A 12,104-nucleotide genomic window follows, 5' to 3' on the forward strand; every position below is an offset into this window, starting at 1 on the left:
GCGGGGACAGCACATGCCTTCCCCGCCCGCCGTCCACCACCCCTCTTCATTCCCCCTGGGAGGCAGCCCGTGACCGCACACGCCGCTCGTACCGGAATCTGGTTCATCGGAGCACGTGGCTCCGTCGCCACCACCGCCACCGCGGGGTGCGCGGCCATCGCGGCAGGGCTCCACCCGCCGACCGGCATGGTCACCGAGACGCCACCCTTCACCGACACCGGACTTCCGCCGCTGACCTCCCTCGTCTTCGGCGGCCACGACACCCTCGACTGCCCGCTGCCCAAGCGGGCCGAGGCCCTCGCCGCCGGGGGAGTGCTCCCGCACGGGCTGCCGTCCGCCGTCGGAGCCGAACTCGCCGCCGCCGACGCGGAGATACGCTCCGGCGGCCCGCTCCCCGGCGACACCCGCACCGACGAGGAGCTCATCACCGCCTTCGCCGCCGACATCGCCGACTTCACCCTGCGCAACGAGCTGGCCCGCACGGTCGTCGTCAACGTCGCCTCGACCGAACCCGCACCCGGCCAGGACGATCCCCGGCTGCCCGCCAGCTCCCTCTACGCGGCGGCGGCGCTCCGGGCCGGCTGTCCGTACGCCAACTTCACCCCGTCCACCGGGCTGCGCAGCCCCCGCCTCCAGGACGCCGTCGACTCCTGCGGACTTCCCCACGCCGGACGCGACGGCAAGACGGGCCAGACGCTCCTGCGCTCCGTGCTCGCACCGATGTTCGTCCAGCGCGCGCTGCCGGTCCGGGCGTGGTCGGGCACGAACCTCCTGGGCGGCGGGGACGGTGCCGCGCTGGCCGACCCGGCGGCGGCCGCGGCGAAGAACGCGGGCAAGGAGCGCGTACTCGCCGACACGCTGGGGGCCGCCCCGGAGGGCGAGGTCCACATCGACGACGTACCGGCGATGGGGGACTGGAAGACGGCGTGGGACCACATCGCCTTCGACGGCTTCCTCGGCTCCCGGATGATCCTCCAGACGATCTGGCAGGGCTGCGACTCGGCACTGGCCGCGCCCCTGGTCCTGGACCTGGCCCGGCTGCTGGCCCGCTCCCACGAGACCGGGCTCACGGGGCCCCGGCCCGAACTGGGCTTCTACTTCAAGGACCCGGACGGAGGCGCGTCCGCGCTCTCCGAGCAGTACGAGGCACTGCTCGCCTTCGCCGGACGCCTGCGGGCCGCCCGGTGAAGCCGCTGCGGCTGCTCATGGCGGTGACCGGACCACCCCGGCTGCTCGCGGCCCGGCCCCCGGCCACCGCGCCCTCGATCGGCCTGTCCGGTACGGGTGGGACTGCGCCCGTACCGGACAGGCCGCGCCCCCGTGCGCGCCTGCGGGCCTGGGCGGAACTGCTCCGGGTCTCAGCCCTGTTCAGCGTGCCGGGCGACGCGCTGGCCGGAGCGGCGGCCACCGGTCTGCGCCCCGGCCGGGGCACGGCATTCGCGGTCGGCGCGTCCCTGTGTCTCTACGAGGCGGGCATGGCCCTCAACGACTGGGCGGATCGCGAGGAGGACGCCGTCGACCGCCCCCACCGCCCGATCCCCTCGGGCCGCGTCTCCCCGGGCGCCGCCCTGGCGGCGGCGGGCGCGCTCACGGCGGCGGGCCTGGCCCTGGCCGCCCGCGCGGGCCGCCACGCCCTGACGGTGGCGACCGCCCTGGGCGCCACCGTCTGGGCCTACGACCTGCACCTGAAGCACACGAGACTGGGCCCGGCAGCCATGGCCACGGCCCGCGCCCTGGACCTGCTGCTCGGCGCCACGGCCACGGGTACTGCTGTGCGGGAGCCGGGGGGCGCACGGGTGTCCGGGGCGCGGGCTTCCGGCACCGCGCGAGTGCCCCGCGCGGCGCACGCCCCCCGCACCCCGTACGCCGCCCCCCGCGCCGCGTTGCCCGCCGCGCTCGTGCTCGGGGCGCACACCTACGCCGTCACCGCCGTCTCCCGGCACGAGGCGCAGGGCGGCTCCACGGTCGTCCCGCTGGCCGCGCTCGGCGGAGTCGCCGCGCTGGGGGCCGCCGTGCTGCGCGGGCAGCCGACGGCAGGCGTCCTCCCGCGCCGGCAGCCGGCGGGTCCGCCGCCCGCTGACCCCGCCGCCGTCGAGCGGCTGCTGCTCCCCGCCTTCACCGGCGCCTACCTCCGCACCGCCGGGATCCCCCTCCTCCATGCCGCGCTCAACCCGTCCCCGCCCCTCACCCAGCGCGCCGTCGGCGGCGGCATCCGGGCGATGATCCCGCTCCAGGCCGCGCTGGCCGCCCGGTCGGGGGCGCCCCTCAGCGGGCTCGCCGTCATCGGGCTCGTCCCCCTCGCACGCGCGCTCGCACGGAAGGTGAGCCCGACATGACCCTCCGCCTCGGCTACGGCACCAACGGACTGACCGACCTCCGGCTGGACGACGCCCTCGGCCTCCTCGCCGACCTCGGCTACGACGGAGTGGGGCTGACCCTCGACCACATGCACCTCGACCCCCTCGCTCCCGACCTCGCCTCCCGCACCCGCCAGGTGGCGCGCAGACTGGCCGGACTGGGGCTCGGCGTCACCGTCGAGACCGGCGCGCGCTATGTCCTCGACCCCCGGCGCAAGCACGGGCCGTCCCTCCTCGACCCGGACCCCGAGGGCCGCGCGGCACGCACCGGGCTGCTCGTCCGCGCCGTGGAGGTGGCCGCCGACCTCGGTGCGCACGCCGTGCACTGCTTCAGCGGCATCACCCCGCCGGACACCACCACGGACACCGCCTGGCAGCGGCTGACGGACGCCCTCGCCCCCGTCCTGGACGCCGCCGCCCGCGCGGGCGTCCCCCTCGCCATCGAACCGGAACCCGGCCACCTCCTCGGCGACCTCGCCGGATTCCACCGGCTGCGCACCCTCCTCGGCGATCCGGAACCCCTCGGACTCACCCTCGACATCGGCCACTGCCAGTGCCTGGAGCCCGCACCGCCCGCCGACTGCGTCAAGGAGGCCGCCCCCTGGCTGCGGCACGTCCAGATCGAGGACATGCGGCGCGGGGTCCACGAACACCTGCCGTTCGGCGACGGCGAGATCGACTTCCCGCCGGTGCTCGAAGCCCTCGACGCCACCGGATACACGGGTCTGACCGTCGTCGAACTGCCCCGGCACTCCCACGCGGGCCCCGATCTCGCCCGCAGCTCCATCGACTTCCTGCGCCGGGCCACCCGGACGACGAACGGAGCCGCACCGTGCTGATCAGCCGCAAGGAACTCGACGACCGGCTCGCAGGAGCCGCCCGAGCATGGCTGGACGAAGCGCTCGCCGAGGCCGCGCACGCCGCGGCCCACCCCGGCGCGGACAGCGGATCGCCCCCCTGGGAGCTGCGGTTCGCCTCCGCGGGCAGGCACTGCGGGCTGGAGAACGCCGACTCCGTACGCGCCCTGCTGCTGGTCGACGCCCATGCGGGCCTGCCGGCCGTGACCAGGCTCTACGAGCAGGGAACCGCGGCCGAACGCCGAGCCGTCCTCCTCACCCTGCACCGGCTGGACCTCGGCGCCACCGCACTCCCGCTCGTCGAGGACGCCCTGCGCACCAACGACACCCGGCTGGTCGCCGCCGCCGTCGGCCCGTACGGCGCGGCCCACCTCGACGCGCACGGCTGGCGGCACGCCGTCCTCAAGTGCCTCTTCACCGAGGTACCCGTCCAGGCCGTCGGCCGGCTCGGCGAGCGAGCCCGCGGCGACGCCGAACTCGCCCGCATGCTGGGCGACTTCGCCGCCGAACGCACCGCGGCGGGACGTCCCGTGCCCGAGGACCTTCGGACCGTCCTCGACCTCACCGCCCCGGCGTCCGCCCCCGCCCCCACGGAGGAGTCCTGATGCGCATCTTCGATCCCCACATCCACATGACCTCCCGCACCACGGACGACTACCGGGCGATGTACGACGCAGGCGTACGCGCCCTCGTCGAACCCTCCTTCTGGCTCGGCCAGCCCCGCACCTCGCCCGCCAGCTTCTTCGACTACTTCGACGCCCTCCTCGGCTGGGAGCCCTTCCGCGCCTCCCAGTACGGCATCGCCCACCACTGCACGCTCGCCCTCAACCCCAAGGAGGCGAACGACCCCCGCTGCACCCCGGTGCTGGACGCCCTGCCCAGGTATCTCGTCAAGGACTCGGTCGTCGCCGTCGGCGAGATCGGCTACGACTCCATGACCCCGGCCGAGGACACGGCCCTCACCACCCAGCTCCAGCTCGCCGCGGACCACGCCCTTCCCGCCCTCGTCCACACCCCGCACCGCGACAAGCTCACCGGCCTGCACCGCACCATCGACGTCGTCCGTGAATCGGACCTCGCACCGGAGCACGTCCTGCTCGACCACCTCAACGAGACGACCGTGAAGGACGCCCTCGACAGCGGCTGCTGGGCCGGCTTCTCCATCTACCCGGACACCAAGATGGACGAGGACCGCATGATCACGATTCTGCGGAACTACGGCACCGACAGGATTCTCGTCAACTCGGCCGCCGACTGGGGGAAGAGCGACCCGCTGAAGACCCGCAAGGTCGCGGACGCCATGCTGAAGGCCGGATTCGACGAGGACGACGTCGACACGGTGCTGTGGCGCAACCCCGTCGCCTTCTACGGACAGAGCGGCCGACTCCAGCTCGACACCACCGCCCCCGCCCCCCTCCACGAGGGCAACTCCATCCTCCGCGGCGGGGAGTGAACCATGCGCTTCCGCCACCCGGACGGCTCCACCGTCCACCTCTCGTACTGCACCAACGTGCACCCCGCCGAGACCCTCGAAGGGGTCCGCGCCCAGCTGCGCGACCACTGCGAGCCCGTACGCCGACGGCTCGGCCGGGACAGGATCGGCATCGGCCTCTGGCTCGCCAAGGACGCCGCACGCGCCCTGATCAACGACCCCGCGGCCCTGCGGTCGCTGCGTGCCGAGCTCGACCACCGAGGCCTCGAAGTGGTCACCCTCAACGGCTTCCCCTACGAGGGGTTCGGTGCCCAGGAGGTCAAGTACCGCGTCTACAGGCCGGACTGGACCGACCCCGAGCGGCTCGCCCACACCACCGACCTGGCCAGGCTGCTCGCCGCCCTGCTCCCCGACGATGTCACCGACGGCACCATCTCCACCCTGCCCATCGCCTGGCGCACCCCCTACGCCGGCGACCCCACGGCCGCCGCAACGGCGCGGCAGGCGTTCACCACGCTCGCGCAACGGCTCGACGCCCTCGCCGAGCTGACCGGCAAATCCATCAGGATCGGCCTCGAACCCGAACCCGGCTGCACCGTGGAGACCACCGCCGACGCCATCGGCCCGCTCACCGACATCGGTCACGACCGCATCGGCATCTGCGTCGACACCTGCCACCTCGCCACCTCCTTCGAGGACCCCGACACCGCACTCGACGCCCTGGGGGCCGCCGACGTCCCCGTCGCCAAGGCACAGCTCTCCGCGGCACTGCACGCCGAACACCCGCACCTGCCCGAGGTGCGCGCCGCCCTGGGCGCCTTCGCCGAACCCCGCTTCCTCCACCAGACACGCACCCTCACCGCGTCCGGCCTGCGCGGCACCGACGACCTCGGCGAGGCCGTCACCGGCGGTGTCCTCCCCGACAGCACCCCCTGGCGCTCCCACTTCCACGTCCCCCTCCACGCACCGCCCGCGCCCCCGCTCACCTCCACACTCCCCGTACTCCAGTCCGTACTGACCCGGCTCGTCGGAGGGGCCGCGCCCCTCACCCGGCACCTTGAGGTCGAGACGTACACCTGGCACGCGCTCCCCGCCGAACTGCGGCCGCGCACCCGCACCCAGCTCGCCGACGGCATCGCCGCCGAACTCACCCTCGCCCGCGACCTCCTCGTCGACCTCGGACTGAAGGAGCTCCCATGACCGCACCGGAATCCGGCACCCGCCCCACCCCGCTCCTCGTCCTCGATGTCGTCGGCCTCACCCCGCAGCTGCTGGAGCACATGCCGAACCTCCGGGCCATGGCCGGATCGAAGGCACCCCTCTCCACCGTCCTGCCCGCCGTCACCTGCGCCGCCCAGTCCACCTTCCTCACCGGCACCACCCCCGCCGAACACGGCATCGTCGCCAACGGCTGGTACTTCCGCGAGCTCGGCGACGTCCTCCTGTGGCGCCAGCACAACGGGCTCGTCGAGGGCGACAAGCTCTGGGACGCCGCCCGGCGCGCCCACCCCGGCTACACCGTCGCCAACATCTGCTGGTGGTACGCGATGGGCGCCGACACGGACTGGACCATCACCCCCCGCCCCGTGTACTACGCGGACGGCCGCAAGGAACCCGACTGCTACACCCGGCCCCCCGCGCTCCACGACGAGCTCACCGAGAAGCTCGGCACCTTCCCCCTCTTCCACTTCTGGGGCCCCGGCGCCGACCTCGTCTCCTCGCAGTGGATCATCGACGCCACCCGCCACATCCTCGCCACGCGCACCCCCGACCTGGCCCTCTGCTACCTCCCGCACCTCGACTACGACCTCCAGCGCTACGGCCCCGACGACCCCCGCTCCCACCGGGCCGCCTGTGACCTCGACCGGGCCGTGGCCCCCCTGCTCGACGACGCCCGGGCCCAGGGCCGCACCGTCGTGGCCCTGTCCGAGTACGGCATCACCCGTGTCGACCGGCCCGTCGACATCAACCGCGCCCTGCGCCGCGCCGGGCTGCTGGAGGTCCACACCCAGGACGGCATGGAGTACCTCGACCCGATGGCTTCCCGGGCCTTCGCCGTCGCCGACCACCAGCTCGCCCACGTCTACGTACGCAGGCCCGAGGACCTCGAAGCTGCCAGGGAAGCCCTCGCGGACCTGCCCGGCATCGCCGAACTCCTCGACGACGAGGGCAAGAAGGCGCACCACCTGGACCATCCCCGCTCCGGCGAGCTCGTCGCCGTCGCGGAGAAGGACGCCTGGTTCACGTACTACTACTGGCTCGACGACGCCCGCGCGCCCGACTTCGCGCAGCTCGTCGAGATCCACCGCAAACCGGGCTACGACCCGGTGGAGCTCTTCATGGACCCCCAGGACCCCTACGTCCGGGTCAAGGCCGCGTCGGCGGTCGCACGCAAGAAGCTCGGGATGCGCTACCGCATGGCGGTCGTCCCCCTGGACCCCTCACCTATTCGCGGCAGCCACGGCCGCCTTCCCACGAGCGACGACGAAGGTCCGCTCATCCTCTGCTCCACCCCCCACGCCTTCGGCGACCGCGTCCAGGCCACCGAAGTGAAGTCCTTGCTGCTCCAGCTTGCCGGACTGCACTGACAATCCGTTCCGCCCGCACCCCACAGGGAGATTCGTGAACATCAGCCGCACCCCCAAGGACCCCGAGCTCGCGCGCAGGCTGAGCCGCCGCAACGTCCTGGGCGTCGCCGCCGGAGCCACGGCCGCCACCCTCCTGGGCGGCGCCACCGCCCAGGCGACCGTTCCCCAGGCCGCGCCCGGCAAGGGCAAGGGGCGCCCCGTCCTGCCTCCGGGGCGTCTCGGCATCCAGCTCTACAGCCTCCGCGACAAGGTCTCCACCCTCGGCTTCGCGCCCGTCTTCGCCGAACTCGAGAAGTACGGCTACGACGAGATCGAGTTCGCCGGATACACCCAGGGCTCCGCCGGCGCGATCACCCTCGCCCAGCTCAAGAGGCTGGCCCGGGACCACGGACTGAACCCCATCGGCAGCCACGTCGGCTACTACGACGACAACAACCCCGGCGCCTACACCTTCGCCCAGAACCTCACCAAGGTCCTCGACGAGGCCGAGGCCCTCGGCCTGAAGCACATCGGCACCGCGTCCGGTCCCTTCCGCTACGGCTCCACCGTGGACGGCTGGAAGCGCGCCGCCGACGACTTCAACACCTACGGCGCCGCCGCCCGCAAGCGCGGCATGAAGTTCTACCAGCACAACCACGCGGAGGAGTTCTCCTTCGCCACCGACAAGCCCGGCGTGCGCCTCTACGACGTCCTCCTCGCCGAGACCGACCCCGACCTGGTCTACCTGGAGATGGACATCTACTGGGCGTTCTGCGCCCAGTTCCGCTTCGGCAAGCGGGTGGACGGCACGCCGGCGCCCTTCAACCCCATCGACTACGTACTGAAGCAGCCCGAGCGCTACCCCCTCTTCCACGTCAAGGACGGCACGCGCGACGACTCCGTACGCGACGGCTACACCATGACGGACGTCGGCGACGGGGACATCGACTACAAGAACTTCCTGAGCCGGGTCACCACCCGCACGCATCCCCAAGGTCTCGGCTCCGCTCGACCAGGGGAGACCCCACTCGGCCGGACCTACCACCACTGGCAGACCGAGCACGACAACCCGGTCGAGTCCTTCGCCTTCGCCCGCAAGTCCAGCGAGCACCTCCACTCGCTCCGCCAAGGCCGCTGCGGCGACTGACGCACGACGGCACACAACGCGTGGGGCCCGGTTCCAGGAACCGGGCCCCACGCGTGTGCCGCGGATGTGCGGTCAGTCGGTCTCCCGGACGACCGGGCCCGGACTCGGCTTCGCCAGCAGATTGCCTCTGCGGTCGCGGCCGGGTGCCGCGAGGAACAGGGAGAGGAATCCCGCGAAGAACGAGATGCTGCCCGCCAGGACGAAGGCGCCGTTGAGCCCCCAGGCGTCGACGACCAGGAAGCCCATTCCCGCACCGAGGCCGGACACGAGCTTGGAGCTGTAGACCATGCCGTAGTTGGTGGCGTTGTTGTTCTCACCGAAGTAGTCCGCGGTCATCGCGGCGAACATCGGGAAGATGGCGCCGCCGCCGAAGCCGGAGATCGCGGAGAAGAGCAGGAACAGCGGAAGGCTCTGCATGTCGGCCGACCAGATGATGCCGAACTGGGCGAGCCCCAGGATGACGCAGACGTAGATCAGGCACTTCTTGCGGCCGTAGAGGTCGGAGAGCCAGCCGATGACGCCACGCCCGGTGCCGTTGACGATGGCCTTGAGCGACATGGCGGTGGCCACGATCCCGGCCGCGAAGCCCGCGTCCTGGCCGATGTCGACCTGGAAGGCGATACCGAAGATGTTGACACCCGAGGTACAGGCCAGACAGACCCACATCAGCGCCACCCGGCCGGTCCGCCACGCCTCCCCCGGGGAGTACTGCTTGATGGCCGGCGGGTTCTTCTCCAGCGAGCGGCGGGCCCGCGGGTCCTCGGGCGGGTTGAGCGGGTCGATGTTCTGCGGCCACCAGTTCTTCGGCGGGTCCTTGAAGAAGAATCCGGCGCACGCCACCATCGTGGCCAGGAACAGACCCACCGACACCAGGACCCACCTGAAGTTGGTGATGTCCATGAAGCCGGTGAAGAGGAAGACGAACGGCACCGAACCGTAGGCGAAACCGCCGTTGACGAAGCCGGTCTTGCCGCCCCGGCGCTCCGGGTACCACTTGCCGACCATGTTGACGCAGGTGGCGTACACCATGCCCGCGCCCATCCCGGAGAACACACTGAAGCCGATGTACGCGAAGATCACGTGCGGCGCGTACGCCAGTGACAGGTAGCCGAGGAGCGTGCCCGTCGCGCCGAGCATCATCGCCCAGCGGGCCGGCAGCCTGCCGGTCTCCCGCAGCCTGCCCGCGGGCATCGCGACCGCCGCCTGGAAGAACACCCAGACGGTCATCATCCAGTAGATGTGACCGCTGTTCCAGTTGTGCGCGTGGTGCAGCGTGTCCTCCGCCGACGCGAACGCGTACTCGGCGGAGCTGATGCCCATCATGCCGACCCACGGCAGGATGACCATCCACTTGCGCTTGCGGCCCATGATGTCGATGTCGCTCTCGCCAACCCGGTAGGTCCGGCCGTTGGCGTCCGTCACCTCCCTGTAGGGGACGGAAGTCGAGATGCCTGTTGTTGTCATGTAGATCGAACCCCTTGCGTGGAAGAAGTCTGGCCAGCGCCCCCTGCCCGTTCTCACTTCGCGCCGGGGTCCGCGGCCGAGCGGTGGGCCGCAGACCCCGTGGTTCGAGCCGTCGTCATCAGGTCATCGGCCACCACCCAACAGCCCTGCCGCCCTGGCCCACCGGTACTTCGCGCCGAGCACCGCGACGGGCCGCTCCGTCGTGTACGGGTAGGCGACGACGCCCCGCTCGAACAGGTAGGCGCACGCCTCCTCGACCTCGGTGTCGCCGGCCAGCGACGCCACCACCGGCTTCTCGATCCCGCGCGCCCGGAACTCCTCCACCACCCGGGCCGTCAGCTCGGCGAAGACCATCGGGGGAGTGACGATCGTGTGCCAGTAGCCCAGCACCAGGGCGTGGATGCGCGGATCCTCCATGCCCAGCCGGATCGTCGCCTCGTACGTCGACGGCGGCTCCCCGCCCGTGATGTCGATCGGGTTCCCGGCGGCGCCGAACGGCGGGATGAACGCCTTGAACGCCGTGTCCAGATCCGGCGGGATCTCCATCAGCGAGAGCCCGTTGTCGACGATCGCGTCCGACAGGAGCACCCCCGAACCGCCCGCCCCCGTGATGATCACGACGTTGTCGCCCTTCGGCGCCGGCAGGACGGGCAACGCCCGCGCGTACTCCAGCATGTCGTTCAGACCGGGTGCCCGGATGACCCCCGCCTGACGGAGGATGTCGTCGTACACCGCGTCGTCACCGGCCAGCGCTCCCGTGTGGGAACCCGCCGCCCTGGCACCCGCGCTCGTCCGCCCGGCCTTGAGGACCACGACGGGCTTCTTCGGCACCGTCGCCCGCGCCGCCTCCACGAACGCGCGGCCGTCCTTGAGGTCCTCCAGATGCATCGCGATGCACGTGGTGCGGGGGTCCTCGCCGAACCAGGTCAGCAGATCGTCCTCGTCGATGTCCGACTTGTTGCCGAGCCCGACGATCGCCGAGACACCCGTCTTCGTCGACCGCGCGAAGCCGAGGATCGCCATCCCGATGCCACCGGACTGCGAGGTGAGCGCCACCGGTCCCTTGACGTCGTACGGGGTGCAGAACGTGGCGCAGAGGTCCTGCCACGTCGAGTAGTAGCCGTAGATGTTCGGCCCGAGCAGCCGTACGCCGTACTCCTCGCCCACCGCCACGATCTCGTCCTGGAGGGCCTGTTCACCCGTCTCGGCGAAACCGGAGGGGATGAGCACGGCGTTGGGGATGCCCTTGCGGCCCACCTCCTTCAGCGCCGATGCCACGAACTTGGCGGGGATCGCGAAGACCGCCACATCCACCTCACCGGGAACGTCGGTGACACTCTTGTACGCCTTGCGGCCGAGAATGTCATCGGCCTTGGGGTTCACCGGGTGGATCTCGCCCGCGAACCCGCCGTCGATGAGGTTCCGCATCACCGAATTGCCTATCTTGCCCTGCTCGTTGGAGGCACCGATGACGGCGACGGACCGCGGCTCCATCAGCCGGCGCATCGATCCGAGGATCTCCTCGCGGCTGTAGCGGCGGCGCACCTTCACCTCCTCGGTCGACAGCAGGATCCGGATGTCGGCGGCGATCGCCCCGTCCGGGGACGCGATCACCGGATTGAGGTCGACCTCCGCGATCTCCGGGAAGTCGGTGACCAGCCGGGAGACCCGCCGGATCTGCTCCGCCAGGGCCCACCGGTCCACGGCGGGCGCGCCGCGCACGCCCTTCAGGATCTCGGCCGCGCCGATCGAGTCCAGCATCGACTGCGCCTCTTCCGCGCTCACCGGGGCCAGCCGGAAGGTGATGTCCTTGAGCACCTCGACCAGCACCCCGCCGAGACCGAACGCCACCACCTTCCCGAACGTCGGATCGGTGACCGCCCCGACGATGACCTCCTGGCCGGGCGGCACGAGCTGCTGGACCTGCACCCCTTCGATCCGGGCGTCCGGCGCGTAGGCCTTGGCGTTCTTCACGATGGAGCAGAAGGCCGCGCGCACCTCCTGCGCACCCGACACCCCGACCACCACACCGCCCGCATCCGTCTTGTGCAGGATGTCGGGGGAGACGATCTTGAGCACCACGGACCCGCCGAGCCGGTCGGCCAGCGCCACCGCCTCGTCGACGTCCCGGGCCAGACCCTCACCCGGCACCGTGATCCCGTACGCGTCGGCGACGACCTTCCCCTCCGGGGCGGTGAGCGCGCCGCGCCCCTCGCCCCGGACGCGGTCGAGCAGCTCCCTGACGCGTTCCCGCTCCTGTGATTCGACTGTTCCGGCCAT

General features: G+C 71.8%; 10 protein-coding genes. 8 read left to right on the forward strand and 2 right to left on the reverse strand.

Annotation, left to right across the window (positions count from 1 at the left end; all coding sequences use genetic code 11):
* Positions 1-69 precede the first annotated feature (69 nt).
* Genes ACWCQM_RS27015 through ACWCQM_RS27050 form a run of 8 tightly spaced genes read left to right on the forward strand, consistent with a single transcriptional unit; the run spans position 70 to position 8,360 of the window.
* Positions 70-1,188 (forward strand): inositol-3-phosphate synthase, encoded by a 1,119-nt coding sequence (locus ACWCQM_RS27015; protein WP_450917709.1) that lies wholly within the window; start codon positions 70-72, stop codon positions 1,186-1,188.
* A 17-nt stretch (positions 1,189-1,205) separates the two neighbouring features.
* Positions 1,206-2,336 (forward strand): SCO3242 family prenyltransferase, encoded by a 1,131-nt coding sequence (locus ACWCQM_RS27020; protein WP_450917788.1) that lies wholly within the window; start codon positions 1,206-1,208, stop codon positions 2,334-2,336.
* Positions 2,333-3,196: a sugar phosphate isomerase/epimerase family protein gene (locus ACWCQM_RS27025; RefSeq protein WP_450917710.1), complete on the forward strand. Its 864-nt coding sequence runs from the start codon at positions 2,333-2,335 to the stop codon at positions 3,194-3,196. Before ACWCQM_RS27020 ends, ACWCQM_RS27025 begins: the two co-directional genes overlap by 4 nt.
* Complete coding sequence (locus ACWCQM_RS27030; RefSeq protein ID WP_450917711.1) at positions 3,190-3,819, forward strand: EboA domain-containing protein; 630 nt, start codon at positions 3,190-3,192, stop codon at positions 3,817-3,819. The genes ACWCQM_RS27025 and ACWCQM_RS27030 overlap by 7 nt, the downstream gene beginning before the upstream one ends.
* Entirely contained in the window at positions 3,819-4,667 is an 849-nt protein-coding gene (locus ACWCQM_RS27035) for a TatD family hydrolase (protein WP_450917712.1), read from the forward strand. The genes ACWCQM_RS27030 and ACWCQM_RS27035 overlap by 1 nt, the downstream gene beginning before the upstream one ends.
* 3 nt (positions 4,668-4,670) lie before the next feature.
* The gene (gene eboE, locus ACWCQM_RS27040; protein ID WP_450917713.1) at positions 4,671-5,846 is read left to right on the forward strand and encodes a metabolite traffic protein EboE; all 1,176 of its coding nucleotides are present in this window, start codon (positions 4,671-4,673) and stop codon (positions 5,844-5,846) included.
* Positions 5,843-7,234, forward strand: coding sequence for an alkaline phosphatase family protein (locus ACWCQM_RS27045; RefSeq protein WP_450917714.1), 1,392 nt, complete (start codon positions 5,843-5,845; stop codon positions 7,232-7,234). The genes eboE and ACWCQM_RS27045 overlap by 4 nt, the downstream gene beginning before the upstream one ends.
* A 40-nt stretch (positions 7,235-7,274) precedes the next feature.
* On the forward strand, positions 7,275-8,360 hold the full coding sequence (locus ACWCQM_RS27050; protein WP_450917789.1) for a sugar phosphate isomerase/epimerase family protein: 1,086 nt from the start codon (positions 7,275-7,277) through the stop codon (positions 8,358-8,360).
* 72 nt (positions 8,361-8,432) lie between these two features.
* On the opposite strand, the gene ACWCQM_RS27055 is transcribed toward ACWCQM_RS27050, so the two are convergent.
* Complete coding sequence (locus ACWCQM_RS27055; protein WP_450917715.1) at positions 8,433-9,824, reverse strand: OFA family MFS transporter; 1,392 nt, start codon at positions 9,822-9,824, stop codon at positions 8,433-8,435.
* A 123-nt stretch (positions 9,825-9,947) separates the two neighbouring features.
* On the reverse strand, positions 9,948-12,104 hold the full coding sequence (locus ACWCQM_RS27060) for an acetate--CoA ligase family protein (protein WP_450917716.1): 2,157 nt from the start codon (positions 12,102-12,104) through the stop codon (positions 9,948-9,950).

The sequence above is a fragment of the Streptomyces sp. NPDC002125 genome (assembly GCF_053593715.1).